21 protein-coding genes, 1 tRNA gene and 1 pseudogene are annotated in these 24,782 nt (G+C 65.2%); 8 read left to right on the top strand and 15 right to left on the bottom strand.

The features are described from left to right. Window positions 1–227: 227 nt before the first annotated feature. From DESFRDRAFT_RS04390 to DESFRDRAFT_RS04380, 4 genes and pseudogenes are all read right to left on the bottom strand, one after another. Complete coding sequence (locus tag DESFRDRAFT_RS04390; protein WP_005991525.1) at window positions 228–1,208, bottom strand: AraC family transcriptional regulator; 981 nt, start codon at window positions 1,206–1,208, stop codon at window positions 228–230. 177 nt (window positions 1,209–1,385) lie between these two features. Next, a pseudogene (locus tag DESFRDRAFT_RS22845) lies at window positions 1,386–1,716 on the bottom strand (integrase core domain-containing protein); the annotation flags it as partial. Window positions 1,717–1,786: 70 nt separating this feature from the next. Then, on the bottom strand, window positions 1,787–2,101 hold the full coding sequence (locus DESFRDRAFT_RS04385; protein ID WP_005991523.1) for a hypothetical protein: 315 nt from the start codon (window positions 2,099–2,101) through the stop codon (window positions 1,787–1,789). Window positions 2,102–2,309: 208 nt separating this feature from the next. After that, window positions 2,310–2,385: transfer RNA gene (locus DESFRDRAFT_RS04380), tRNA-Phe, on the bottom strand. 147 nt (window positions 2,386–2,532) lie between these two features. On the opposite strand from DESFRDRAFT_RS04380, the gene DESFRDRAFT_RS04375 reads away from it, so the two are divergent. Next, window positions 2,533–2,967 (top strand): hypothetical protein, encoded by a 435-nt coding sequence (locus DESFRDRAFT_RS04375; protein ID WP_005991521.1) that lies wholly within the window; start codon window positions 2,533–2,535, stop codon window positions 2,965–2,967. Between the two features lie 67 nt (window positions 2,968–3,034). Here the strand turns inward: DESFRDRAFT_RS04375 and DESFRDRAFT_RS04370 are convergent, their stop codons facing one another. From DESFRDRAFT_RS04370 to trmD, 4 genes are all read right to left on the bottom strand, one after another. Further along, window positions 3,035–3,448: a YraN family protein gene (locus tag DESFRDRAFT_RS04370; RefSeq protein ID WP_005991519.1), complete on the bottom strand. Its 414-nt coding sequence runs from the start codon at window positions 3,446–3,448 to the stop codon at window positions 3,035–3,037. Window positions 3,449–3,705: 257 nt separating this feature from the next. Further along, window positions 3,706–4,326, bottom strand: a complete 621-nt coding sequence (locus DESFRDRAFT_RS04365) for a ribonuclease HII (protein WP_005991517.1) — start codon at window positions 4,324–4,326, stop codon at window positions 3,706–3,708. Between the two features lie 97 nt (window positions 4,327–4,423). Next, a complete protein-coding gene (gene rplS, locus DESFRDRAFT_RS04360) occupies window positions 4,424–4,777 on the bottom strand; it encodes a 50S ribosomal protein L19 (RefSeq protein ID WP_005991515.1) in 354 nt (117 codons plus the stop codon). Between the two features lie 76 nt (window positions 4,778–4,853). Further along, window positions 4,854–6,131 (bottom strand): tRNA (guanosine(37)-N1)-methyltransferase TrmD, encoded by a 1,278-nt coding sequence (gene trmD, locus DESFRDRAFT_RS04355; protein ID WP_005991513.1) that lies wholly within the window; start codon window positions 6,129–6,131, stop codon window positions 4,854–4,856. Between the two features lie 234 nt (window positions 6,132–6,365). Here trmD and DESFRDRAFT_RS04350 point away from each other — a divergent pair, with 234 nt between their 5' ends. From DESFRDRAFT_RS04350 to DESFRDRAFT_RS04335, 4 genes are all read left to right on the top strand, one after another. After that, complete coding sequence (locus DESFRDRAFT_RS04350) at window positions 6,366–7,040, top strand: DUF47 domain-containing protein (RefSeq protein ID WP_005991511.1); 675 nt, start codon at window positions 6,366–6,368, stop codon at window positions 7,038–7,040. A 9-nt stretch (window positions 7,041–7,049) separates the two neighbouring features. Further along, window positions 7,050–7,496, top strand: coding sequence for a Fur family transcriptional regulator (locus DESFRDRAFT_RS04345; RefSeq protein WP_005991510.1), 447 nt, complete (start codon window positions 7,050–7,052; stop codon window positions 7,494–7,496). A 170-nt stretch (window positions 7,497–7,666) separates the two neighbouring features. Next, a complete protein-coding gene (locus tag DESFRDRAFT_RS04340; RefSeq protein ID WP_005991508.1) occupies window positions 7,667–9,175 on the top strand; it encodes a catalase in 1,509 nt (502 codons plus the stop codon). A 239-nt stretch (window positions 9,176–9,414) separates the two neighbouring features. Next, on the top strand, window positions 9,415–9,987 hold the full coding sequence (locus DESFRDRAFT_RS04335; protein ID WP_005991505.1) for a hypothetical protein: 573 nt from the start codon (window positions 9,415–9,417) through the stop codon (window positions 9,985–9,987). A gap of 70 nt (window positions 9,988–10,057) precedes the next feature. Here the strand turns inward: DESFRDRAFT_RS04335 and DESFRDRAFT_RS04330 are convergent, their stop codons facing one another. From DESFRDRAFT_RS04330 to clcA, 7 genes are all read right to left on the bottom strand, one after another. After that, entirely contained in the window at window positions 10,058–13,237 is a 3,180-nt protein-coding gene (locus tag DESFRDRAFT_RS04330) for a molybdopterin dinucleotide binding domain-containing protein (RefSeq protein WP_005991503.1), read from the bottom strand. 14 nt (window positions 13,238–13,251) lie between these two features. Further along, window positions 13,252–14,232, bottom strand: a complete 981-nt coding sequence (locus DESFRDRAFT_RS04325; RefSeq protein WP_005991501.1) for a polysulfide reductase NrfD family protein — start codon at window positions 14,230–14,232, stop codon at window positions 13,252–13,254. Then, the gene (gene dsrO, locus DESFRDRAFT_RS04320; protein WP_005991499.1) at window positions 14,225–14,953 is read right to left on the bottom strand and encodes a sulfate reduction electron transfer complex DsrMKJOP subunit DsrO; all 729 of its coding nucleotides are present in this window, start codon (window positions 14,951–14,953) and stop codon (window positions 14,225–14,227) included. The genes DESFRDRAFT_RS04325 and dsrO overlap by 8 nt, the downstream gene beginning before the upstream one ends. A gap of 335 nt (window positions 14,954–15,288) precedes the next feature. Continuing rightward, window positions 15,289–15,939 (bottom strand): response regulator, encoded by a 651-nt coding sequence (locus tag DESFRDRAFT_RS04315; protein ID WP_005991498.1) that lies wholly within the window; start codon window positions 15,937–15,939, stop codon window positions 15,289–15,291. A 19-nt stretch (window positions 15,940–15,958) separates the two neighbouring features. Further along, window positions 15,959–17,809, bottom strand: a complete 1,851-nt coding sequence (locus DESFRDRAFT_RS04310; RefSeq protein WP_233489553.1) for a sensor histidine kinase — start codon at window positions 17,807–17,809, stop codon at window positions 15,959–15,961. A gap of 171 nt (window positions 17,810–17,980) precedes the next feature. Continuing rightward, entirely contained in the window at window positions 17,981–18,109 is a 129-nt protein-coding gene (locus DESFRDRAFT_RS23080; protein WP_272913118.1) for a hypothetical protein, read from the bottom strand. A 263-nt stretch (window positions 18,110–18,372) separates the two neighbouring features. Next, on the bottom strand, window positions 18,373–19,728 hold the full coding sequence (clcA, locus tag DESFRDRAFT_RS04300) for a H(+)/Cl(-) exchange transporter ClcA (protein WP_005991491.1): 1,356 nt from the start codon (window positions 19,726–19,728) through the stop codon (window positions 18,373–18,375). Window positions 19,729–20,035: 307 nt separating this feature from the next. Here clcA and DESFRDRAFT_RS04295 point away from each other — a divergent pair, with 307 nt between their 5' ends. The 3 genes from DESFRDRAFT_RS04295 (at window position 20,036) to urtA (ending at window position 24,768) form a co-directional block, all read left to right on the top strand. Continuing rightward, complete coding sequence (locus DESFRDRAFT_RS04295) at window positions 20,036–21,775, top strand: peptidoglycan-binding protein (protein ID WP_005991489.1); 1,740 nt, start codon at window positions 20,036–20,038, stop codon at window positions 21,773–21,775. A gap of 805 nt (window positions 21,776–22,580) precedes the next feature. Next, window positions 22,581–23,282: a FadR/GntR family transcriptional regulator gene (locus DESFRDRAFT_RS04290; RefSeq protein WP_005991488.1), complete on the top strand. Its 702-nt coding sequence runs from the start codon at window positions 22,581–22,583 to the stop codon at window positions 23,280–23,282. 184 nt (window positions 23,283–23,466) lie between these two features. After that, a complete protein-coding gene (gene urtA, locus DESFRDRAFT_RS04285; RefSeq protein WP_005991486.1) occupies window positions 23,467–24,768 on the top strand; it encodes an urea ABC transporter substrate-binding protein in 1,302 nt (433 codons plus the stop codon). Window positions 24,769–24,782: the final 14 nt, after the last annotated feature.

Below are 24,782 nucleotides of genomic sequence, written 5' to 3'. Positions count from 1 at the left end.
GATCTTTTGACCGCAGCACCATGACTGACAGTCAGTCATGCCATCCATACAGGGGGGCGCCGACCCGCGCTAACCCGCGGCGGGACGATTCTTGATCCGCGAAGGGAATTTCGACCAACCGACGCCTGAGATTCGGAGGCGCGTTTGAAAACGGAGGAGGGGGGCGGCACGGGCCTTCACATGCCCGGCGGCATGGCCGCCATCACCGCCAGCAGCCGTGACTGTTTTTAAAATCCACCCCGGACGCGGCCGTAATCCTTGGGATTAAGGCCGTAGCGCTCCCGAAAGGCCCGACTGAAATGGCTCAGGCTCTGATACCCGATTTGATATGCGGCTTCGCTTACGGTCACATCGCCGGAAACAAGCAGTTCCCGGGCGCGCTCCAAGCGATACTCGCGGAAGTATTCAAAAACAGGCCGCCCGAAGACTTGCTTGAATCCGATTTTCAGTTTTTTTTCATTGATGCCGACCAGCTTGGCCAGCATGGCCACACTCGGTGGATTTTCGAAATCTTTGACAAGCAGTTCCTTGGCGGCTTGGATGCGTTCCACATCTTTTGTTCGCAAGGATTGTTTGTTTCGATTTTCATCGGGATCAGCACCAAGACATTCATTCAACTGCCAAGCCAAGAGTTCCAGCACCCGGCTTTCCAAGAACATTTTTTGAACGCCGTCACTGTACTTATTTTGTATTATCTGCAGAAGGAGTGACATCTTGGCGGGATTTTCCGCTCCTCGCCAATAAAATTGTTCCTTCTGTTCGGCCATTATTTTTTTGAATGCGCAAGAGAGCTTTCTTTTGTCATCTTTGAAATACGAATCCAAGAATAAGGGCGTTGTCAAAATGCTTACAACAAATACCCCGGAATCATGGTCACTTTCAAGGGCGCCTGATGTCTCAGGGAAATAATAAATGCCGTTGCAGCCCTGTTTGAGGAGATGCGTCTGGTTTTTTAAAGCGCCATCGTAGTACGTGCAGCGATTGGAGCCCGACACGACGAATCCGAATTGCACAGGGGCCTTGCCGATTTCAAATTTGAACTTGGCCTCAATGCCGGGGCGAACGGCCGATATATTGAGGAGAAGATCCGGTCGCAGGGCAATGACCCGGCTTGCGGTGGACATCACCCCCTGTCCGGCCTCGACCCGGTAATCGACGTGATGCGCCCGACCTTCCGCCCCGTTTACGACATCAAACTGGTATTTCATGGGCATCCTCAAAAAAGGTTTCTTCTTCTTTATAGATTGTGATTGTCAATATCAATAACAGTTGATGCGTAAATATCTGCCCTGCGCCAATCGCATCCCGGAATTTCTTTTTATTACAATATGAAATGAAAATCTTGCAAATTGTTCCAAGTGACCCGCCGGCATGCTTCGGACCAGTCAATTCTTGAGGGAGGCTCCCTGTGGTGAAGTGTTGTTAAGCATTCGAGCGTACGCTCCCAGCGTCATTTTGCCGAGACTCGAGTGCGGACGCACCTCGTTGTAGAGCTGCGCCAGTCCTCGATGACCACGTTGGCCTCCATCCGGGAGCGAAAGCACTCCATGGAGAGACATTCGTCCCGGAATTCGCCGTTGCAGCTTTCAACCATCCCGTTTTGCCAGGGCTCGCCGGGATCGATCAGGGCAACTTCGAGTCCTTGATTCGCCACCCAGCGCAAAGCGCCTTGGAGACGAACCCCGGGCCGTTGTCCGAACGCAGGTGGCGCGGTGCGCTGCGAGAGCGGCGGGACTGGACACGGTTTTGTGTCGAGCGGTGGGCGCGACAGGGGAAGGGAGGTTTTTTAATGTGGCCTTGCTGGTGGAGTGTCGAAGCCGTAGCCGCAAACCCCGCCGCACCTGGCCACGTCGTCGATGTCCTTCTGGTCGAGGGGAAACAGACGGCAGGCCTTTGGCCGGCATTTGCCGTACACGTGGCACAAATGGTCCCGGGTCAGCATCGGGCAAGCGATGGTGAAGTGGCAGCATGTCCCGCACTGGTGGCATTCCCCCTGGCGGATACGGAGTTGCCGGGCCACGTAGCCCTTGCGGAAATGCACCGCGAAAAGTCGCCTGATCTTGCCGATGAAAATACGGGATTCGTGTTTGATCGTTGCCATGGTCGTTCCTTGATATTTCGAACAAATTTCCCCGCCGCCTAGCGCGGCCGCCTAACGCGGGGTTGCAGCCGCTTCCCATCCCTACGGGCCTGGGCTATTTTCATCGCGTTTCACTTTCTATAACCTTTTACAGCGAGATCAAGGCGGGAGCAGATGGACCAAAAGAAAAAAGGCCTACAGTCTTTCAACCGTAAGCCTTTGATTTCTATGGTGCCGAGGGACAGAATCGAACTGCCGACACGGGGATTTTCAGTCCCCTGCTCTACCGACTGAGCTACCTCGGCGCAACGAGAGACGGTATTTATACCACGCCTTTGGGCTTGGCAACCTTTTTTTTGAGGAAATCCCATGTCGCGAAGCGATTTCATTTTCTCCGTAATCGGGTTATCCACCTACCTGCTCATTTTGTTCTACCTCTAGGAGGCCCCTAAGTGACCGAACTCGAAGCTTTCATCGACCATTGGACCGACGACTCCAACGGCGTCAAAAAGGCCTTCCTGCGCTTCAAATCCGTGCTCGAGGGCTTATGCGAAGTCAGCGTTTCTTTCGTGCCCCGGCCGCCCGCGAGCTATAGCCTACGCGCCGAACCCCCGCGCGGCCGCCCCGTGATCACCATGGTCGACGTGGCCTCCCTCGACGGCGAAAAATTTCTTTCGGTGTGCTTTTACGCCGATACCATCACCGACCCCGAGGAGCGCGGCGACCTCATCCCCGGCGGTCTGCTCTCCAAGGACGGCTACTGCTTCGACGTGGATTCCGACGAGGACAATGTCGTCAGCTATGTGGAAGCCCGCATCTTCGAGGCCGCCGCCGCCTTTTCCCTGTCCGAAGACGACACCTGCGCCGAAGTCGACGTCAACGACTAACAGATTGGCTGGAATGCGCGAGAGGCGAAACCCTTTTGGAAAAGGGGCTCCCTCTCGCGCCCTCCCTTCACGGCTGGTAGAAGCGTCTCGTGTCCAGGGCGTCCTCCACGCCGAAGGCGTCAGGCATATGGGTGGCCGTATGGCCCCCGTCGCGCGCGACAATGGCCACCACGTCGAAACGGCACGGCATCTCCCATAAATTCCGCTCGGACAGGTAGGCGGCCGCGGCCAGCGCGATCCGTCGCCGCTTGGCCGGCGTCACCGCCTGGTCCGGCCGGCCAAGGCTCCCCGGGCCGCGCGTCTTGACCTCCACGAACACGAGCGTGTCCCCGTCCCGACAGATGATGTCCACCTCGCCGCCCTTCGCGCGGTAATTGCGCTCCAGCACCGCATATCCCTTGCCGCCAAGAAGCGCCGTTGCCGCGTCCTCGCCGGCCCGGCCCAGGCGCAGGTGCGGCGGCGATGGTGGTGGTGGGGTCATGGGGATGCCTCCGGCGGCCAGGGGGAAACTTTTTGAAAAAAGTTTCCCTCTGGACCCCTTTCAAAAACTTTCACAGGGGGTGGAGAGGGGAGCGGTTTTTATTTTCGGAAGCAAGGAAACGCTTTTCTTTCCCTAAGGGCAAGATGTTGACTCGTGGTCGGGGTGAAAATGGCTCCAGGAAAAAAGCACACGCGGGGGCTTGAACCGCTTTCGGGCATGGGACGCGTGTCCTGGTCCGGCCGGCGCGGGCAGGGCGCTTAACAGCCCGGCAGGGGCATCTGGCGGGCCGCTTCGGGCAGGACCCCCCGAAACGTCAGGCGGTGCAGGCGGCAGGGGCCAAGCTCCCGCAGGGCGGCCAGATGGGCCTTGGCCCCGTAGCCCTTGTGCGAGGCGAAGCCGTAACCGGGAAATTGCCGGTCGAAAATCGTCATCAGCTTGTCGCGACTGGTCTTGGCCAGGATCGAGGCGGCGGAGATGGCCGGCACGCTCAGGTCGCCGCCGATGATGGCCTCCTGGGGCGGGGGCGCGGCGATGTTGGCCAGATGGGCGGCCGGGATGCGCTTGTTGCCGTCGATCTTGAGCGCCTCGGGCCTGACCCGAAGCGCCCGCACGGCCCGGGACATGGCCGCGAAGGTGGCTTGCAGGATGTTGATCCGGTCGATCTCGACCGGCCAGGCCATGCCCACGGCCCAGGCGATGGCTTGCGCCTTGATGGCCGGAGCGAGCCCCTCGCGTCTGGCGGCGGAAAGCTTTTTGGAATCGGTGAGAAAAGGCAGGTCGTAGGCCTCGGGCAAAATCACCGCCCCGGCCACCACCGGCCCGGCCAGGCAGCCCCGGCCGGCCTCGTCCACGCCGGCTATGAGAATGCGCGCGGGCATGACAAAAGACGGCCGCGCCAACCTGACGGGAAAATTCCCGCCAGGCAGGCGACGGCCGCAAAAAGGATTCGGGTCCGGTCCACGGCGTTTGCCGGGACTAGGATTCCCAGGTGGTGCGGGTCTTGATGCGGGCGGCCTTGCCGCGAAGGGCGCGCAGGTAGTACAGCCGGCTGCGGCGCACTTTGCCCTGGGTCACCACTTCCACGCGCTCGATAAACGGGGAGTGCATGGGGAACACGCGCTCCACGCCCACGCCGTCGGACACCTTGCGCACGGTGAAGGTGGAGTTGACTCCGCCCTTGCGCAGGCGCAGCACCGCGCCCTGGAACACCTGGATGCGCTCTTTCTCGCCCTCGATGATGCGCAGGTGCACCTTGACGGTGTCGCCGGGGCGAAACGCCGGCATGTCCAGGCGCATCTGCTCCCGCTCAATCTGCTTGATCACGTTCATGACGCTTTCTCCTCGGTAAGGCCGTCCGGCGCGTGCCGCTTAGGCCTTGGAATGTCTCGTTCGCTGTCGGCGAGCCTTATAAAATGTCGCCGAGCAGTCTGTCGGTGAGGATGCCGGCCGCGGCCCGCACCGATAAATGATTGTAGTCCGAAAAGGGCCGAAGCGGCGGCAGTATGCCGTCGGCCCGGTCCAGCACAGCGTCCGCCAGCCCGTGTCCCGTGCCGAGCACGACCAGCACCGGGCGTTTGCCGATGAGCTCCCGGGCGGCGGCGAAGGACATGGTGGCCGGCCCCCGGGCGCTGGTGGCGATCAGGGCCGGCGGCTGCCCGTGGTCCTTGCCCACGGCGACAAGCGCCGCGTCCAGGTCCTCGTGCAGGCGCACCAGCGACAACGCCTCGGCGCGGTCCGGATTGGCGGCCAGCCCCGGACCTTCCCGCCAGTGGCCGACGATGCGGCCGGCCAGGGTCAGTTGGTCCCGAAGCGGGGACACCACTTCGAAGCCTCCCAGACCGTAGGTGCGGGAAACGCGCGCTATATCGTGGACGTCGAGGTTTGTCAAAGACACCGTGCCGACTTTTCCATCCTTGAGCAGCACCGGGCCGTGCACGAGGGCTATGTGCATGTTGCGTCCGGGACGGGCGCGGGGGACGGCGCGCAAAAAATCCAGGTCCTCGTCCGAGAGGATCGTGGCGTCGAAAAGATCCGGCCGCCGGTGAAGGGTCGTTTCCAGCGAGCGCCTGCGCCGCCAGGCGGCGATGGCCGCGTGGTGGCCGGTCAAAAGATCCGGCGGCACGGGCAGGCCCTCGAACATCTCCGGCCGGGTGTAGTGGGGGTATTCCAGGAGCCCGGAGGCGAAGCTTTCCTCGTCGGCCGAGGCCTCCTTGCCCATGAATCCCGGCACCAGCCGGGAAACGGACTCCATCAGGCAGGCGGCGGCGGATTCGCCCCCGGACAACACGAAATCCCCCACCGAGACCGGGGTGATGTCGAAGAGGTCGAAAATCCGGGCGTCGATGCCCTCGTAGCGGCCGCAGACAAGAGTGAGCGCCTCCTCCGTGGCCAGTTCGGCGGCGATCTCCTGCGTCAGCGGCCGCCCGGCCGGGGACAGCATGAGCAGGCGGCCGGGTTTGGGCAGGGAGCGCAGGGTGGTGACCAGCGTGGGCAGGCCCATGACCATGCCCGGACCGCCGCCGTAGGGTCGGTCGTCCACGGTGTGGTGCTTGTCCGTGGCGAAATCCCGGGGATTTATCCGGTCCACGGCCACCACGCCGGCCTCGACGGCCTTGGCCATGAGCCCGCAGGACAGGAAGGAATCGAAAAATTCCGGAAAGATGCTGACGATGGTGAAATGCAAGGAGTCCCGCCCGCGCGTTGTCGGCCCAGGGCCGGTCTTGAGGGAAAAAAGTACTCTACGCCGGCTGGGCCGGACCTGACAAGGGCGATTGCGTTGCGGGGGCGGACGCCGGCATGGCCGGGTTGCCCGGGGAGTGGCCTGGACAGCGAACCATCGGCGGTTGACAGGCGCACGGGCTTTGCCGCATGGCTGAGGGCCGGCCCACTCCCTCATTCAGACGCCAAGGAGCCCGCCATGCTGCCCCGCGCCCTGCGCTTTCTCGGTCCGCGCCGCAAGGATTACCTGCCGGGGCTGTGCGACCATTACCGGCCCGTGGCCAGGGGCATGGCGCTTTTGGCCGAGGCCCTGCGCCATTGCCTCGACGCCAGCCCGGACGACGCCTTTGCCGCCTTGGTCGGGGAGATCGACATCCTGGAGGGCGCCGCCGACAAGATCAAGCGGCGCATCCGCAACCACCTGCCGGCGGCCGGGCTCATGGTGGTCGATAAGACGCTTTTTCTCGACTACACCAAGCGGCAGGACGATATCCTGGACGCGGTCCTGGACGCCGCCGTCTGGCTCGACCGCGACGATTTCGTGGTGCCCCCGCCCCTTCGCCCGGCCCTGGAGGATTGCGTGGCCGAGGCGGCGCGCGGCGTGGAGCTGCTGGAGCCCGCCCTTGCCGGCACGGTGGACTATATCCTTTGCGGCGGGGGGGAGCGCGACGCGCTCAAGAAGGCCATGCAGGCCGTGCGCGACCAGCATCGGCGCGTGATCCGGGCCAAGCGCGCGCTTGTCGCCGCGGCCTACGGCACGGACATGGAGTTCGGCCGCGTCTACCAGGTGGTGCGTTTTGTGGAATACGTCTACCGGGCCAGCCGCAAGGCCGAAAACTGCGCCGACATCCTGCGCGCCATGCTCGCCCGCTAAGGCTTTCCCATGACCGTCGACAATACCCGCCTCGACGCCATGGTGGAGCGCCTGCGCTGCCAGGGTCACCGCATCTCCCCGCAACGTCTGGAAATCCTGCGCGAGCTGGCCGGCAGCCCCGACCATCCCTCGGCCGAGGCCCTGCACCGCCGGTTGCTTGCGAGGTTTCCGGCCATGAGCCTGGCCACGGTCTACAAGACCATTGCCGCCCTCAAGCAGTGCGGCGAGATTTTGGAGCTGCAATTCAGCGACCGGGACAACCGTTACGACGCCATCCGCCCCACGCCACACCCGCATTGCATCTGCCTGGAGTGCGGGGCCGTGACCGATCCGCCCGCCCCGGACATGGAGCGCTTCGTCGCTTCCCTGGTCGCATCCAGCGGCTACGCCATCAGTTCCCACCGCCTGGATTTTTTTGGCCTGTGCCCGCGCTGCCGTAAAAAACGCGGCATCTAATCCCTCTCTTCATTGTATTTTTGCCGATCTCGGCCGGAAATTCCGGTCGAGGTCCCGCTTTTTTCCCCTTTTTCGTTGTCACGCCTTCTCGTATCTTGTAGAGAATCATTATCCATAAAAAAACCATCCCGCCCCGGCGGGAAAAACGGCCATTGGCCAGGAGGCGCGCCATGCCCGACAAAAAGATCATGACCACCGGATTTGGAGCTCCCATCGGCGACGACCAGAATACCGCCACCGCCGGCACGCGCGGTCCGGCGCTCATGCAGGACGTGCATCTGTTGGAAAAAATGGCCCACTTCGACCGGGAGCGCATTCCCGAGCGGGTGGTCCACGCCAAGGGGGCCGGGGCCTACGGCTATTTCGAGGTCACGGCCGACGTGACCCGCTACACCAAGGCGGCTTTTCTCTCCCAGGTGGGCAAGCGCACCGAGGTCTTCGCCCGGTTCTCCACTGTGGGCGGCGAGCGCGGCTCGGCCGATTCGGCCCGCGATCCCCGGGGATTCGCGCTCAAGTTCTACACCGAGGAAGGCAATTACGACATGGTCGGCAACAACACGCCGGTCTTTTTCATCCGCGATCCGCTCAAATTCCCGGATTTCATCCACACCCAGAAGCGCAATCCCCGGACCAATCTGAAAGACGCCGACATGTTCTGGGATTTCCTGTCGCTCACCCCGGAATCTCTGCACCAGGTGACGGTCCTTTTCTCCGACCGGGGCACCCCGGCCACCTACCGCAACATGAACGGCTACAGCAGCCATACCTATAAATGGTACAACGCGGCCGGGGACTATTTCTGGGTGAAGTACCACTTCAAGACCGACCAGGGCATCAGGAACCTGACCCGCCAGGAGTCCGAACACCTTGCCGGCGCCAGTCCCGACCACGCCACCGAGGACCTTTTCAATGCCATCGCCTCGGGCAATCCGCCCTCCTGGACTCTGGAGATGCAGATCATGACCCCGGAGCAGGCCGAGGACTACCGCTTCGACATCTTCGACGTGACCAAGGTCTGGCCCCATGGCGACGTGCCGCCGATCAAGATCGGCAAGTTGGTGCTGGACAGAAATCCGGTCAACTACTTCGCCGAGGTGGAGCAGGCGGCATTCAACCCGAGCAACCTGGTGCCCGGCATCGCCGCCTCGCCGGACAAGATGTTGCAAGGCCGGCTTTTCTCCTACCACGACACCCACCTGCACCGGCTTGGCCCCAATTACCAGCTCATCCCGGTCAACGCGCCCAAGGCCGCCAAGGCGCAAAACTACCAGCGCGACGGCTTCATGCGCGTCGACGACGGCGGCGGTTCCGGCCCCAACTACTGGCCCAACAGCTTCGGCGGCCCGGCCCCGGATGCGGCCGCCCTGGAACCGGACTATCCCGTGCACGGCGAGGCCGGCCGGCACGCCTACGCCCATCCCAACGACGACCACAGCCAGCCCGGGGAGCTTTACCGCAAGGCCATGAACGACATGGACCGGGAGCACCTCGTCGGCAACATCGTGGAGCATCTCAAAAACGCCGTCCCGCGCATCCAGAAGCGCCAGTGCGCCCTTTTCTACAAGGCGGACGCCGAGTGGGGCGGGCGCGTGGCCACGGGGCTGGGGCTCGATCTGGCCGAAGTGCAAAAGCTCGCGGACATGACCAAGGAAGAACGCGCCGCCGCCACGGCGGTGTAAGAGGGGAGGGGAGGAAGAGCTGGGGGGAAACCTTTCTGAAGAAAGGTTTCCCCCCAGACCCCCTTTCCCAAGACTTTTGGCGATGGGGAGGGGGGCGGCGAGGGGGAGGGGACGGAGGCGGGAAGAGAGGCGGGGGGCGCATTGCCATCGCTGGGCGCGGCGGCTATCGGAAAGGATATCCGGTAAGGCCGCCGGGAAGAGGCGCGTCGGATGCTGCGGGCGATACGTGAGGAGGGGGGATGGAGGAGAAAAAAGGGAATGGCGGCCGGGAGACGAACGGCTGGAAGCGGCGGCTGGGCCTGAGCCTTCTCGTCTACAGCTTCGTTCCGCTCTGCACCATCGAGTTTGTGGCTTTTCTGCCGCTAAGCGCCGGGCAGGCCGTAACCTTCGGGGCCGTGTACATCGGCTCCGGGGAGCTTGCCTGTCTGGCGGCGGTGGCGCTTTTGGGCAAGCCGTTCATCGAAGGCGTCAAGCGGCGCATCAAGGGCTTTTTTCTTTGCGGCCGCGAGACCGCCCCGCCGCGCCACATCGGCAAGGCCCGCCACTACACCGGCATCGCCATGCTTATGGCCAGCTTCGTGCCCTACTACATCGTGCTCGGGCTCTTCATCTTCAGTCCGCCGAAACCGTCCGGCCTGCGGGGACTGCTCTTTTTGCTGCTCGCCGGGGAGGGGCTTTTCTGGGCGGGACTGCTCCTGCTCGGCGGGGAATTCTGGGCGCGGCTCAAAAAACTCTTCGAGTGGCCGGGCCGGGAAGGCCCCGGGGAGGTCGCTGCCGCCGCCCTCTCCGGCCCGACCCCCCCGAATCCCTAGACGTGCGCGCGGTCTTGCCGGCCGGCCTTTCCCGTAAAAAGCACTTTGGTACTTTTTACGGGACGACGCCTCAGACCTTTTCCAACCGTATGGGGATGCCTTGCCGGGCGGAACAGCCGTATTCATGCTCGAGCAGGGTGGACGCGCCCTTGCGGGTGGGGTCCGGCGGCGTCAGGTCGTTGAGGGAGAAGCCGGCGGCGGCGCGGCGGTCGGCCCGGATCAGCTTGCCGTCCACTTCCACGTCGGCGGCCCCGAGCGCCGTATGGCCGAAGCCGTGTTCCACGGCGACGACGCCCGGCATGACCACGTCCCCGACCACCACCCGTGCTGCGGCGCTGCCGGCCGGACTCACCATGCGCACCAGGTCGCCCCGGGAAACGCCCAGGCGCTTGGCGTCTTCGGTGTGGACCATGACCATGTTGATGGGTTTGACGGCCAGCAGCCGGTCGGAGATGACGGCGTAGGAGTTGATGAGGCTCGATTTGAAGGACGTCATGAGCAGCGGGTAGTCCTTCTCGGTCCAGACCGCGCGCAGTTCCCGGCCGTCGGTGAGACGCGGCGGCAGGAAGCGGGGCGTGCCGCTATAGTGCCTGCCGGTCTGGGAGTTGATCGCCAGGGCCGCTTCCTCGTTATAGATTTGGAGCGCCTTTTCCCACTTCGCCTTGACCGCGTCCCCGGCGTAGCTCGCGCCGTAGGGGGCGAACCGGCCGCCCCGGCTGTAGACGTAGGCCACCGGGCCGCGCTCCTCGGGCGGCAGCACCCTGGCAATGTCCGGCAGGATGCGGGCGATGCCCGAAAGCGCCACGTCCCGGTCGCTGGGGCTCGGCAGCACGTCTCCTTTGAACCAGGCCACATTGGCCGTCAGGCGCAGGTAGTAGTCCTGGGGCGTGTTGAGGGGGTGGAGGGTGCCGTCCCGGCCGGGAATGGCTTTGTCGCCGAAACCCGGCAGGCCCAGGCGCTTGGCCACCTCGATGAGGAAAAGCTCCATGCACACCGGCTCGCCGGCGGCGCTTTTTTCCTGGCGCGGTTCGATGGCCGGCCAACGGGCTGTTGACATCTTGGTTAACACCCCGGCCCAGGCCCCGGAGAAGCCGCCCCAGACTTCGTACATGCACGGGTCGGGCACGAGATAATCGGCGTAGGCGTTGGTCTCGTTGTGAAAGGTGTCGATGCCGATGATGAGCGGCAGGTCGGCCGGATCGCGCAGATGCTTGTCCACGGCGTGTTTGAGCCCGCCGTGGCCGTAGATGACGTTGCCGGTCCAGTTGATCCAGCATTTGTAGGTAAACGGCGAGCCGTTGGCGTGGGAGAGCAGATGTTCGCCGGGCATGTTGGGCGGGGTCAGCGGATACCAGGGCTGCTCCGACGGATAGGGATTCTTGCCGGCGGCGGATTTCTGCTTGAATTCCGTCGATTTCTGGTACGGAGCCCGGCAGCGGATGGCCGGGAAGCCTTTGGCCTGGATTTCGCCGGGGAAGTTCTCCAGGTCGTAGCGCGGGCCTTTGAGGGCCGGGCCGGCATGAAACGAGCCGGCCGTGGTGGCGATGCCGCCCTTGGCATTGATGTTGCCGATCAACGTATTGAGGGTGAGCACGGTGAACGTGGCGTTGCCGCCGGAGGTGCTCATCATGCCGCCGTGCACGTCCACGGCGGCCCGCTTGCCGTGGGCGGTCAGTTCCCGGGCCAGCTGCGTCATGGTCTCCACCGGCACGCCGCAGTATGTGGCGTACTCTTCCAGGCTGCGCCCCATCGCTTCCTCGCGCAAAAGCGTCAGCGCCGTGGCCACGGTGGCGGTCGAGCCGTCCGGCAGCCTGACCTCGCCCCGGTAGAAAAGCGCCGCCTCGGGGCAGCCGCCGGCCGGGACCGGCTTGCCGCCGCTGCCCATGACCATGGGCGCGTCCCCGGGTTTGGCGGCCTCGGCGGCGGGCTTGCCGGCGTCCTTAACGGCCGGGGCAGGGGCGGCCAGGCCCATGTCCGAGGCCATGAGGATATGGCCCGCGCCCGGGCCGGAAAGCCGGACCAGATGCGTGGCGTTGCAAAAGCCGGCTTCGCCGGCGGCCTTGGCGGCAGCCAGGGTGGGCCGGGACAAAAAGCCCTTGTCGAAGCGTTCGTTGTCGAAAATCCAGCGCATCATGCCCATGGCCAGGGCCGAGTCCATGCCTGGCAGGATGGGCACCCACTGGCACCGGTCACGCGACGCGCTGGCCATGGGCATACGCAGCACCGGGTCCACCACGGCGTAGTGCAGCTTGCCGTCGCTGCGCCCGGCGGCCAGCATCCGGCCCGAGCGGTTGAACGGATTGCCGGCCTGGGACGGGGCCGTGCCCCAGAAAATGGCGAATTCGCAGTTTTCGAAATCCGGCTTGATGTGGGTGTTCTTCTTGAGGTCGTCCATGAAAAGCCCGGAGCCGATGCGAAAGGACAGGCCGCAGTAGGCCCCGTGCTTGCCGAAGTTTTTCGTGCCAAAGGCCTGCATGCCGAAGCGCTTGTAGAAAAACGTCTCCCGGCCGTCGTCCACGGCATAGGTCAAAAGCAGGCGGTTGGACTGGGGGCCGAATTCCGGCATGGCCGGGTTGGCCGGGCCCTTGGCCTCGCGGATGGCCCGCAGGCCGTCCACGTGCCCCTCGCCGAAGAGGTCGCCGCCGTCCACCACCTCGGCCACGAGCTGTTCGAAGGGAATGGTTTTCCATTTGCCTTCGCCGCGTTTGCCCGCGCGTTTAAGGCAGCGGGTGATGCGGAAGGGGTTTTTCGAGGCGTCGAGCATGGCCGCGCCCCGGCCGCAGGTGGTGGAGCGCTTGTCGTGGCCTTGCCCCTTGTCGGCCGAGAGCCGGCGCAGGGTTTCCTCCACCGGGGTGTCCATGGCGAAATGATGCTCGTGGGCCAGCGGGTTGTAGGGATTGCCGGCCACCCGGGTCACGGCGTCCGTCGCCTCGTCGATATGCAGCCGCACGCCGCAAAAGGTGGTGCAGCCCCAGCACTGGTTGAAGGCCACGCGCTGGCCTTTGGTTTCGTGTACCTGTCCGGCGGCGTCGACACGATATTCCGGGGGCAGGGAGTTCTTGTTGACGGGGTCGGCCAGGGCCTCGCCGGCGGAGCCGGTCACAAGGCCGCTGACGACTTTGACGGCCGCGCCGGCCGAGGCGGCGGCGAAAAGTCCGAGCCCGGCGACCACCGCGCCTTTTTTGAGCAGGTCGCGTTTGCCCTGATCCGGGGGCGTGCCGTTTTGCGGCAGGGAAGATTGGTCCATCATAGCGGTGCCTTTCCTTATGAGCGGACGCCGTGGGGGGCGGGCGGCGTTTTTTCGGGCAAAAGCGCGGGCACGAGCAGCCCCAGGGCCAAAAGCAGTCCGGCGGTTCCGGCCAGGGCCAGGAGCGACGGCCCGGACAGCAGGTCGAGGAAGGCGGCCTTGTCGGCCACGGTGGCGGCGTTGCGGGGGAAGGCCTGGCCGAGCTGGATGAGCTTCCAGAAGAGCAGGAAGTCGGCGGCCAGCCCGGCCACGCCGGCCACGTACAGGCCGCGGCCGGCGCTTTTCCAGCCGAGGACCGCCGCAACCAGGGCCAGCAGACAGAGCAGGTCCGGGGCATGCCACCAGAGGCTCACGGCCCCGGCGAATCCGGCGGGCGCGGGCAGGAAAATGGCCAAGGCCGCGCAAGCGCCCGCTCCCAGGGCGGCAGAGCCGGCCAGGGCACGGGTGACCCCGGGATCGGCGTCCCTGCCGCCGGCCAGACAGGCAGTCAGGCCGAGGCCGCCGGCCAGCCCGGCGATGACGAAAAGCGGCGGCAGCACCGGGCTTGTCCACAAGGCCCGGCCGACGCAGGCCATGATTTCGTTGGTGGCGTAGGTAAAGACCGCGATGCCGGGCAAAAGCGCCAGGGCGGCCAGGGTCCGGTTGGCCGGGCGCGGCCGGCGCGTGCGCCAAACGAGGCCCAACGCGGTGAGCAGGAATACCGGGACGATGTAGGCCCCGGCGGCGGTCCAGGAGGTCGTGGACGGGTGGAGGAAGAATTCGTAGGCCCGAAGCGGTTGTTCCAGCGAAACGAAAAGGGCCGACTGGCCGCACAGGCCGGCGGTGAGCGCCGCCAGGGAAAACGGCCGGGCCAGCCGTTCGCCCCGGCCCCACAGCAGGGTCAAGGCGGCCAGGATCAGGGCCGCCGCGCCGGCGGTCAGCATGCCAAGGGCCAGCGGTTCAAGGGCGCCCCAATCCGGAGCGGGCACGACGCCGACAAGTTCCATGACATCAGGCATGGCTTCCTCCCTGGCGCAGATCGCGGTAGGGCATGGGCGCGGCCACATCGGCGGCGCTGACGAAAAAGGGATCGAGGCCTAGGTAATAGACGGAAGGCTCGGTTTTCTTCTCGGGATAGAGCACGGCCAGCGCGCCGTCGTGTTCGCGCAGCAGGCGGCCGACGAGGCTTTCGGGATTGTTGACGTCGCCGAAATGGCGCGCCCCGCCCACGCAGTTTTCCACGCAGGCCGGCAGCAGCCCGGCGGCCAGGCGGTGGGCGCAGAAGGTGCACTTGTCGGCGGTCTTGGTCTCGTGGTTGAGAAAGCGCGCCCCGTAGGGGCAGGCCTGGACGCAAAAGCCGCAGCCCAGGCACTTGGTCCCGTCGATGACCACGATGCCGTCCGGACGCTGGTAGGTGGCCTTCACCGGGCAGACCGGGATGCAGGCCGGCTTTTCGCAGTGGTTGCACAGGCGCGGCAGCGAGGCGACGAACGACCGCTTCGTCTCGGCGTCGCGCAGCACGTACTCGCCCACGGTGGTGCGGAAATCCCCGACCGGGGTGCGGTTTTCCAGGCCGCAGCTCACGGTGCACGACTGGCAGCCCACGCAACGCCGCAGATCCACGACCATGGCGTAGCGCGGTCCCTTGCCGCTCCCGGCGGCGAAGGCTTCGCCCGGGGCCACGATCCCGACGCTCGCGCCGCCAAGCCCCAGCAGTTTGAGAAACGATCTCCTGTCCATGGCATCTCCCTTGCTCTGGCCAAAGGATGCCGCCCGGACGCGGTCGGGTCCATCGGGACGTTCCTGATTTCCCTATTTCCGTGATTGTCCCTCATGGCGGGGGATCACGCTCGAAAGATGCCGGCCGCCCACGCAACGACGGCGACTGGCTCGGGAAAATCCTTACGCGCGGAACCTAAGATCCACGCGATAGGGAGCCGCTCAACGAGGCTCCGGCGCCTGCTATCCCCTTTCCCGTTGGTGCCCTTTGAAAGTCTTTTGATGGGGGGCCCGGGGGGAAACTTTTCTTCAGAAAAGTTTCCCCCCGGCGTCTTGCTCCCTCATCAAAATAGTCCCTAGGGCTTTATCAGCCCATGGCGCAGGGCGATCTTGGTCAGGTCGGCCGGGGTCTCGGCGGCAAGCTTTTCCATGATGTTGTACTTGTGGGTCTCCACGGTCTTGGGGCTGATGCACAGCGTGGCGGCGATGCGCTTGAGGGCCAGGCCGTCGGCGAGCAGGCGGAAGACCTCCATTTCGCGGCGGCTGAGAAGGGCGAGGCGCGCCTCGTCGTCCCCGGCCGTCTCGCCCTGGAACTGGCGGGAGAGCTGCTGGGGCGTGACCGTGGTGAAGAAGGTGCCTCCGGCGCAGACCGTTTCCACGGCCCGCACCAGCAGCGCCGGGTCGTCGGCCTTGAGCACGTGGCCGGAGATGCCGGCCTTAAAGAGCTCCAGAATGAAGCGCTGGTCGGAGTGCATGGTGTAGATGATGATGTCCGCCGTGGGTTCGGCCTGCCGGATGGCGATGGTGGCTTCCACGCCGTTTAGGCCCGGCATGGAGATGTCCATGATGACCACGTCCGGGTGGAGTTTGCTTGCCAGCTCCACGGCCTGTTCGCCGGAAGTGGCTTCGCCGGCGATCACGATGTCGGCGTGGTCGGCGAAAAGTCCCTTGATGCCTTCGATGACCACCTGATGGTCGTCCACGAGCAGGAGTCGATGGCTGTGCATGGCGTTTCCCCGGCGGTTGTCAGAGCGCGACTTCCGCGACGATGTGCGTGCCCTCGCCCGGGGCCGATTCCACCAGCAGCGTGCCGCCGAGCTGGACCATGCGCTCGCGCATGAGCGTAAGCCCCAGGCTCGTGGCAGGCCGCGCCGCCGGATCGAAGCCCGCGCCGTCGTCCTCCACGGACAGGGTGATGCGGTCCTCGCGCCGCACGAGGCTTAGGTGCACGTTGGCGGCTTTCGCGTGGCGGATGGTGTTGGACAGGGCTTCCTGGGCGATGCGGTAGAGGGCCAGGGCCTTGTCCCGGTCGAAATCGGCCGGGATCTCGTTGTGGAAAAAATGGAAGGCCAGCTCACTTGCGGCCTGCTGTTCGTCGATGAGGGCGGCGAGTGAGGGGACAAGGCCGAAATAGTCCAGGGTATCGGGCCGCAGCCCCCGGGCCAGGGCTTTGATCTCGGTCTGCACCTGGTCCACCTTTTGCCCGGCCGCGACGAGCTGGTCGCGACAGGCCTCGGCGTCCCCGGGCAGGTCGCGCGCGGCGGCGTTGAGGGTCAGGCGCAGGGTGGTGAGGAGCTGCCCGGTGTGGTCGTGCAGGTCGCGCGAGATGTCCAGGCGCACCCCTTCGAGCAGGTTGATGAGTTCCCTGGACAGGGCCTTTCGCTCCTCGACCTCGCCTTCCAGGCGCTCGTGCAGGGCAAGCAGTTCCGCATTGGCCTCGGCCAGCCGGCGGGTGCGTTCGGCCACGCGGCGCTCCAGGCCGTCGCGGGCCTCCTGCAAGGCCTTTTCCGCCTCTTTGCGGGCCGCAAGTTCCCCGGTCAGCCGGCGGGTCCGGTCCGCGACCATGGCGGAAAGCTCCCTGGCCTCGAGCAGGATGCGTCCGGTCAGCGGCCGCAGCAGGACGCCGAAGCCGAGCAGGCACAGCGCGTAGACGCCGGCCGTGGAGGCGAGCATGGCGGCCAGTTCGGTCCGGACCGGGGCGTAGAGCAGGCGGCTGTCGGCGGAAAGGGCCAGTCCCCAGCCGGTGTCGGCCACCGGCGTGTAGGCGATGACGGTGTCGGTCGCGGCCAGGATGCCGGCGCGGCCGGCAAGCGCCTGCCCCAGTCCCTTGTCCATGGCCGGGGCCAGGGCTTGGGGCAGGGGCTTCGGTTCGACAAGGAAGGTGCGGACCGCGTCCTTTTCCCGCAGGGCCAGGGCGAGCCGGGCGGCCGGGTCTTCGCCCGGCGGCTGCAGGATCTTTCCGGCGAGCTGGGCCGTGTCCACGGCCACGAGGTCGGTGGCCACGCGGCTGCCGTCGCGGCCGGTGACGGGCGCGCCGACAACGATGCAGAGCTTTCCCGAAAGCATGACGGGCGCGGAGACCAGCACCTTGCCGGAGCCTTCCGGCGGAATGCGCCAGGCGTTTTCCGGGATCGCCTCGCCGCAGGAGACGACAGGCTCGCCGTCCCTGGACAGGCGGGTGATGCCGACTACGTCGGCCGAGCGCTTCATGGCGTCGGCGAGCCGCGGCCCGGCGTAGGCCGCGAAATGTTCCCGGGAGACGCGCCCGGCGTAGACGTCCTCCAGGACGTCGCGGATCTGGGTGCGGCTGGTGATCTGCCGCGCCAGGTCCTCGGCCCGGCGATACCATTCGCCGATGGCCAGGGCCTTGGTTTCGGCCACATGGGCCAGCCCGGCCTGTTCGGATCGGGTGAGGCGGCCGAGCAGGGGAACGATGGTGGCCATGGCCACCCCCACGGCCAGGGCCAGGAGCGTGGCCGCAAAATAAAGAAACAGCCGGCGGCCCAGGCGTCCCGGCGGCAGCGCCGCGGCGCAGGGGACTTCGGCATCGGAGGGAGGAGTGGCCATGCCGGTAGCTACCAGCACTGCGGCGGGCAAGCAAGGCGCCGGGCCTGGCTTGCCCAGCCGGAAGGAGGGCGGGCGCAGGGGGGGGGGCCGCGCAGCTTCGTCGCGTGTGTGGGCAGCGCGGGCTTTTTTTCGCGTCGCCGTCCGCACCGCTTCCGTCCGCCCGGAGCGCGGCCCCGGAGCCTGGGCGGGCGTGGCCCGCGCCTAGAAGGTCAGCGTGGTGACGTCGTCCTCGAGGATGACGGCCATGGCGTCCACGCCGGTGCCGACCCTGAAGGCCGGGTGTAGGTCCTCGGCGGCGATGCCCCGGGCCGCGCAGCAGGGTTTGCACACGAGCAGGGGGACCTTGGCAACGCGGCCAAGTGCCCGACGAAGTCGTCGCCGGTCACGGCCTTGGTCCGGTCCAGGGTTTCGGGAATGGCGAGGTACACGCCGTCGTCCACCAGCATCATGCCGGCCAAGGACTCGCCGGCCAGCTTGGCGAATTGGGCGGCCCGGGTGGCCTTGTCGGGGTTTTTGGTGGTGATCATCACGAAAAGGCGTTTCATGGTCGCGTGTCCTTGGTTGAGCGTGAACGCCAGGGAGGGGGGCGGGCGTTATCGGGACGCCGCCGGGTCCTGTTCCCGGCGCAGGGTGCGGTCCAGGAGCAGCGAGTAGATCGGCCGGCCGCCCAGGGTTTCGGCCGTGACCACCGAGGCGATGCAGGTCACGAGCAGGGGCAGGGTCAGGGCGTAATTGCGGGTCATTTCCATGATGAGCACCATGCCGGTCAGGGGCGCGCGCACCGTGGCCGCGAAAAGCGCCCCCATGCCGGCCACGGCGAACATGCCGGGAAAGGTGGTCAGCCCGAGCCCCACGGCGAGCTGGCCGAAGGCCATGCCAAGCAGTGTGCCAAGCGCCAGCATGGGCGCGAAAATGCCGCCCGGCGCGCTGGTCGCGTAGCAAAAAAGGGTCCCGGCGAAACGGCAGACGAAAAGCAGCACGAGCAAGGGCACCGCCACCTGTCCGGTCAGGGCGTGGTGGAGCACGTGGTAGCCGCCGCCGGCCAGATCGGGATAGACCCAGGCAATCAGCCCGAAGGCCGCGCCGACGGCCAGGGCGAAGAGCCAGGGCCAGCGCGCGGCCGCCCGGTCCACCCGCCTGAGCGAGGCCAGAAGCAGGCGGTTGAACATCACGCCCACGCCGCCGAGCAGCAGGCCGAACAGGAAAAAGAGCCACAGGCTTTGGACATGGGGCACGGGGAAGACCGTCATGGCGATGGCCGGGCCGGCGTCGAGGAGCAGCCGCAACATCACGTCCGCGACCACGGCGGCGATGACCACGCAGTGAAACGAAACGAAATTGAAGTGGAACTCGCGGCGCATCTCCTCCATCACGAAAAGAATGCCGGCCAGGGGGGCGTTGAAGGCGGCGGCCAGCCCGGCGGCCGCGCCCGCGGCCACCAGCGAATGCAGCACTTGCGGGTCGCTCTGGCGGCACAGCCGGCCGAGCAGCCGGCCGAGCGCCCCGCCCATATGGATGGTCGGCCCCTCGCGGCCCAGGGAAAGGCCGCTGCCGAGGGAAAGGATGCCGCCGGCAAGCTTCACCGGTAGCACCCGGTCGGGACGCAACGCCCGCATGCCTTCAAGGACGCCTTCGATCTCCTGGATGCCGCTGCCGGCCGCTTCGGGGGCGAAAAAGCGGACCAGGGCCACCGCGCCGACCGTCATGGCCGCCGAGAGGAGCATGGAGACGGCGGCCCCGCCGCCAAAGGCCGTTTCGGCCGCGCCGGCAAGCGCCGCCCGGCCGGCGTCGACGAGGGAGACGCTTTGCAAAAGTGCCGCCGCGATGCATCCCGTGGCCGCGCCGGTGAGCGCCGCCACCACAAAGATGGGGGCCAGCTTGCGGTTCATGACCTCGAACTGCCGCAGGGAGCGCGGCATCCAGCGGCTATGGGGCCCGGTTTCCTGCATGGGGTCGGCTGCCTCCTTTGGCTTTGGCGCGCCGCCAGCGCGCCGTGACCGGCCGGCGGGGCCGGCCGCAAAACGGTTTCCTATGGAAAGCCTGTCGTAAAAAGCGGGTTTCCGTCAACCGGGAGAGCAATTTTATGGGGTGCTTCGGGCCGAAGGGAGCGGGCATGGAAGAATAAAAACTCGACCTGGGATATCTGTTATGCGATATGGGATCGAGTGGTAAACTCGAACAAAGGCGGGGGTGACCTCAATATGATTTTTCGATGTCTCCTTTTCGCAGGTCAATGTCTCCCGCAAGGAGGAAGACATGTCGCGGATGGGACAGGATGTCATCGACATCGGTTTGACGCGGGTTGGGCAACAATACGTTTTCGGCGCTGTGGTTCCACTCGATAATCCAGGATGGAAAGGCCCTTGGGATTGCGCCGAGTTTGCGTCCTGGTGCGCCTATCAGGCCTACGGGTTGATTTTCGGAGCGGGGGGCGCGACACGGCCGGCCAAGGCCGAGCCCTATTCCGGGTATTGGCACGCGGAGGCGAAGAAATCAGGACATGTCGTTTCCTGGCAGGAAGCCCTGCATATTCCCGGCGCGGCGTTGATCCGGGCCCCCGCGACGGGCAGGCCCGGCCATGTCGCGTTTGCCGTGGGCGATGGCGAGCGAACGCTGGAAGCGCGCGGCGCGGCGTTTGGCATCAATATCTTCACGGGCGCGGCGTCGCGGCCCTGGACCATTGGCTGCCTCCTGCCCGGGGTCGATTACGGGACGGAGCGCCTTGCCGGGCTGACGTCCGGTTCACGGCCGAGGGCGACGTCCCTTCCGGATATTTTTCTCTGGTTCAAAACGTCGCCCATAAAGGGCGCGGCCGTTGTCGCGCTGCAAAAGGCTCTGCTCGGCCAGGGACTCGATCCAGGGCCGATCGATGGCGCCTTCGGGCCGATGACCCATGCGGCGGTGCTGTCGTTTCAGCTCATGCGGGGGATCGAGGTCGACGGCGTCGTCGGACCGGCGACCGCCCGGGCGCTCGGGCTGCCGTTCCCTCTCGCGGAAGGCGTCGAGGACGTGCGGCTCTTCAACGAGGTCGTCAAACCCAAGGGACCTTGTCCGCTGACGTTTCCGCCATCCCCGGACGGGTTCGACGCGATCGCCGGCATCACGCAGTCGGGCAAGACCTTCTCCGCGACAACGGCGTCGGGCGAGAAGTTCATCATCGGTTCCATAACGACCTATACCGACGACATGCACCGGACCGGCCTGTTTCAGGGGAACGCCGCCATCAAGGACAGCCTGCGCTTCGGTGTCTATCGTGGCCGGGATTTTGTTTCCGACTTCGGGCCATGGGCGCATTTCATCGAGCCCACCCTGTTGGCGGAGGGTGAGGCCCGCTTCGCGACCTTGAACACCTACGATCGCGCCGCCTTTACGTTTGGCGCGCCGCAGCTCGCCGCGCATACGCCAGGGCGGAATTTCGTGGCCTACTTTCGCCAGCTCCTCGCTTTGCCGCTGGCGGACCGGCATTTCCCCGAACTTGCGCTGCGTCCCAACAGCGACGGCAAGATCACGATCCATCTGCAATCGGACACGGGACCGGTCGATCTCGAGGAGGTGGTGATGGTCACCCGTCCCAATGGGGTCAAGGAACCGCAACTCGCGAAGCTGATGGCCTATTGCAACACTTCCCCGACGGCGGTCGACGAGGTGGAACTTCTCGTGGCGGCTCGGCTCATGAACTGGCTGCGGCTCGATCCCCGGGCGAAGCAGTTGCAGATCGCGGTCTTCCTTGCGCAGGCGAAGGAGAATCTGGAACAGGCCAAGACGAAGGTGCCCGGCCTGGTCGGTTCGGATTGGGAAACGGCGCTGTGGATCATGGATATCCTGCATCAGGGGCGGGGCACGTATGCGGAAATGCGCGCCGCGCTCGCCTCGGCCAATCCCAAGGAGGCGCTGCGGCGGATCGGGCTGTCGCGGTACAGGACCCGGATAGTAACCATCGCCAAGGCCGTGGCCGGGCTCAAGGCTTCGGGCCTCCTGGACGGGTTCACGGTGTAACCGCCGGATGCGCGCCGGGCGTTTCCCGACCGGAGGCGTTCGGGGAACGCCTCGGCCATGTCGTCATGGCCGCTCCCGGCGTTTTTCGCCGTCCTGCGGCGGCATCGCCCCTAATGGGTCTCTTTTTCGTCCGCCTCCCGGCTTTTCGTTCTCGCGCGGTGGCGCGGGGGAGCCGGCGCGTCCGGCGATGGACATGGGAGGGAAACGACTATTTTGTCATATGCAAAATACGAAGTGTCTTTCTTTGTGGATGTAACGCATTGGAAGCGCTCTTTGCTTGGAATGGAAAGCAATAAAGAGCTGTGCCAGGAGTATCGCAAGCACAATTTTGTGTACAGACTCCGCCTTTGTTTCGAAGTCCAGCGGACCATCTGAAGTTCTTCCCCGAAGCGGCTGCCGGGCAGCGGGCCGCGTCCTTTCCCTTGATCCCCGCCGTTTTTGCCTCGAGAATTTTCCCGCCCTTGGCAGTAGCCCTATCGGCGTCGTAGTCGTTTGATTCTTACAATCCTTTGGAAATCGTATGGTATATGGTTTGATTCGCTTCGGCCGGTCGTCGCTTCCGGTTGGCGGAAAGCCACGTCAGCGCATGGTTCGCTCCGGTGACAACCGGGAAAGGCGCTCGCCGGGGCGGTTCGTGGCGCGGGAACCGGAAAACGCCGAATCTGGTCAGACCGGCAAGACCGGTATTGACAAAAATACGTTTTCGTTAAATTTTGACGTCGCATTCTAGCGAAATACAGGTTGTTTTTTAGATACGACAATTTTGAGACAACATATGGCAGGCTCCAATATCCAAGAGGACGGCATGGCCGGCAGCCCGCAGGCCCCCGATCAGAGCGCCATGGACGCGCTCGTGGCCCTGATCGGAAGCGGGAACTGGGCGCCCGGCCAGAAACTGCCCTCCCAGCGCCAGCTCGCCATCCGCCTGGGGGTGAGCCGGCCGACCGTGCGTGAGGCCCTGGTCGCGCTGGAAACCCTGGGCCGCGTACGCATCCGCCCCGGCCGGGGCATTTACCTGGCCGGCGAGGCGACGGACCAATCCTTGGGGGAGGATTGCCGGATCGCGCGGGCCGACGCGCTGCAGCGCCCCTCCCGGCTCGTCCAGATGTACCAGTTCCGCTACGTGGTGGAGCCCGCCGTGGCCGGGCTGGCGGCGCAAAACGCCACCGCCGCCCAGCTCGAGGACCTCAAGTATCTCGCCTCGCGCATGCGCGAGGCCCTCGAGAGGCGGGATGGGGCCTTGCTCTCCCGCCTCAATTGCACGCTGCATCATCAGATCGTCGAAGCCGCCAACAATCCGTTTTTCACCAAGTCCCTGGCCCCGTCCCTTTCCCAGCTGATCGAAAACCAGCAGCCGGGCGTCTCCCCGGTCGAGGAGGCGGTGGCCGAGCATGAAGCCCTGGTCGAGGCCCTGGCGCTCCATGCGCCGGGCGCGGCCCGCCGGGCCATGCGGCGGCACATCGCGGCGGCGGCGGCCCGGGCCAATATCGCCCTGCATCTGGCGTAGGAGGCGCGCCGGAGACAGAGAGAGCATCAAGACAGAGAGAGCATCAAGACAGAGAGAGCATCGAGAGAGAGGGAATGGCCTCGGGCGCGACCGGGCGGCAGTGTCGTCCGAAACGCCCGGAGCCGTGGTTTCAGGCTGCCCCTGCCGGGGAACGCCGCAACACGTAACGAGAAGGAGAGATTGTATGGGTGTGAGGCGCCGAATTTTGGCTTTGTTGTCTTGCCTGGCCGTTTTGGCCGGTGTGCTGGCCTCGCGTCCGGCACTGGCGGAAGACACCATCAAGGTGGGCATCCTCCATTCGCTGTCCGGCACCATGGCCATCAGCGAGACGTCGCTTAAGGACGTCGCCCTGATGACCATCGACGAACTCAACGCCAAGGGCGGGCTGCTCGGCAAGAAGATCGAGCCCGTGGTGGTCGATCCCGCTTCCAACTGGCCGCTTTTCGCGGAAAAGGCCCGGGAGCTTTTGACCAAGGACAAGGTGGCCGTGGTGTTCGGCTGCTGGACCTCGGTGTCGCGCAAGTCGGTGCTGCCCGTTTTCGAGGAGCTCAACGGGCTGCTGTTCTACCCCGTGCAGTATGAAGGCGAGGAGTGCTCCTACAACGTCTTCTACACCGGCGCGGCCCCCAACCAGCAGGCCATTCCCGCCGTGGAATACCTCATGAGCAAGGACGGCGGCGAGGCCAAGCGTTTCGTCCTGCTCGGCACGGACTACGTCTACCCCCGCACCACCAACAAGATCCTGCGGGCCTTCCTCCATTCCAAGGGCGTGGCCGACGCCGACATCATGGAAGTCTACACGCCGTTTGGCCACAGCGACTACCAGACCATCGTTTCCAACATCAAGAAGTTCGCCGCGGCCGGCAAGAAAACCTGCGTCATTTCGACCATCAACGGCGATTCCAACGTGCCGTTCTACAAGGAACTGGCCAACCAGGGCGTCAAGGCCGAGGACATCCCGGTCGTCGCCTTCTCCGTGGGTGAGGAAGAGCTGCGCGGCATCGACACCAAGCCCCTCGTCGGCCACCTGGCCGCCTGGAACTACTTCATGTCCATGAAGAACCCGCAAAACGAGGCCTTCATCAAGAAGTGGCGGGAATACGTGAAGAAGAACAACCTGCCCGGCGGCGACAAGCGCGTGACCAACGACCCCATGGAAGCCACCTACATCGGCATCAACATGTGGGCCCAGGCCGTCAAGCAGGCCGGCACCACCGACGTGAACGCCGTGCGCCAGGCCCTGATGAACCAGCAGTTCAAGGCCCCCGACGGCTACACCGTGGTCATGGACGCGAAGAACCATCACCTGCACAAGCCCGTGGTCATCGGCGAGATCCGTCCCGACGGCCAGTTCGAGGTGGTCTGGAAGACCAAGGGCCCCATCCGGGCCGAACCCTGGAGCCGCTTCATTCCGGACAGCGCCAAGAAGACGGCGGATTGGACCTATCCGTGGGTGTGCGGCAACTGTGAAAAGCCCAAGTACTAAACGTGAATGAACCG

The sequence above is a fragment of the Solidesulfovibrio fructosivorans JJ] genome, assembly GCF_000179555.1.
In the GTDB taxonomy this organism is placed as follows: Bacteria; Desulfobacterota; Desulfovibrionia; order Desulfovibrionales; family Desulfovibrionaceae; genus Solidesulfovibrio; species Solidesulfovibrio fructosivorans.
Note: the sequence above shows the minus strand (reverse complement) of the source record. Positions and strands in the feature narration are given on the sequence as shown.

Bases quoted from the DNA above. Each gene is read 5' to 3' on its own strand.
- DESFRDRAFT_RS04390 (WP_005991525.1), bottom strand. From the start codon at position 1,208: ATGAAATACCAGTTTGATGTCGTAAACGGGGCGGAAGGTCGGGCGCAT.
- DESFRDRAFT_RS04385 (WP_005991523.1), bottom strand. From the start codon at position 2,101: ATGGCAACGATCAAACACGAATCCCGTATTTTCATCGGCAAGATCAGG.
- DESFRDRAFT_RS04370 (WP_005991519.1), bottom strand. From the start codon at position 3,448: ATGACCCCACCACCACCATCGCCGCCGCACCTGCGCCTGGGCCGGGCC.
- DESFRDRAFT_RS04365 (WP_005991517.1), bottom strand. From the start codon at position 4,326: ATGCCCGCGCGCATTCTCATAGCCGGCGTGGACGAGGCCGGCCGGGGC.
- rplS (WP_005991515.1), bottom strand. From the start codon at position 4,777: ATGAACGTGATCAAGCAGATTGAGCGGGAGCAGATGCGCCTGGACATG.
- DESFRDRAFT_RS04350 (WP_005991511.1), top strand. From the start codon at position 6,366: ATGCTGCCCCGCGCCCTGCGCTTTCTCGGTCCGCGCCGCAAGGATTAC.
- DESFRDRAFT_RS04345 (WP_005991510.1), top strand. From the start codon at position 7,050: ATGACCGTCGACAATACCCGCCTCGACGCCATGGTGGAGCGCCTGCGC.
- DESFRDRAFT_RS04340 (WP_005991508.1), top strand. From the start codon at position 7,667: ATGCCCGACAAAAAGATCATGACCACCGGATTTGGAGCTCCCATCGGC.
- DESFRDRAFT_RS04335 (WP_005991505.1), top strand. From the start codon at position 9,415: ATGGAGGAGAAAAAAGGGAATGGCGGCCGGGAGACGAACGGCTGGAAG.
- DESFRDRAFT_RS04330 (WP_005991503.1), bottom strand. From the start codon at position 13,237: ATGATGGACCAATCTTCCCTGCCGCAAAACGGCACGCCCCCGGATCAG.
- DESFRDRAFT_RS04325 (WP_005991501.1), bottom strand. From the start codon at position 14,232: ATGCCTGATGTCATGGAACTTGTCGGCGTCGTGCCCGCTCCGGATTGG.
- dsrO (WP_005991499.1), bottom strand. From the start codon at position 14,953: ATGGACAGGAGATCGTTTCTCAAACTGCTGGGGCTTGGCGGCGCGAGC.
- DESFRDRAFT_RS04315 (WP_005991498.1), bottom strand. From the start codon at position 15,939: ATGCACAGCCATCGACTCCTGCTCGTGGACGACCATCAGGTGGTCATC.
- clcA (WP_005991491.1), bottom strand. From the start codon at position 19,728: ATGCAGGAAACCGGGCCCCATAGCCGCTGGATGCCGCGCTCCCTGCGG.
- DESFRDRAFT_RS04295 (WP_005991489.1), top strand. From the start codon at position 20,036: ATGTCGCGGATGGGACAGGATGTCATCGACATCGGTTTGACGCGGGTT.
- DESFRDRAFT_RS04290 (WP_005991488.1), top strand. From the start codon at position 22,581: ATGGCCGGCAGCCCGCAGGCCCCCGATCAGAGCGCCATGGACGCGCTC.
- urtA (WP_005991486.1), top strand. From the start codon at position 23,467: ATGGGTGTGAGGCGCCGAATTTTGGCTTTGTTGTCTTGCCTGGCCGTT.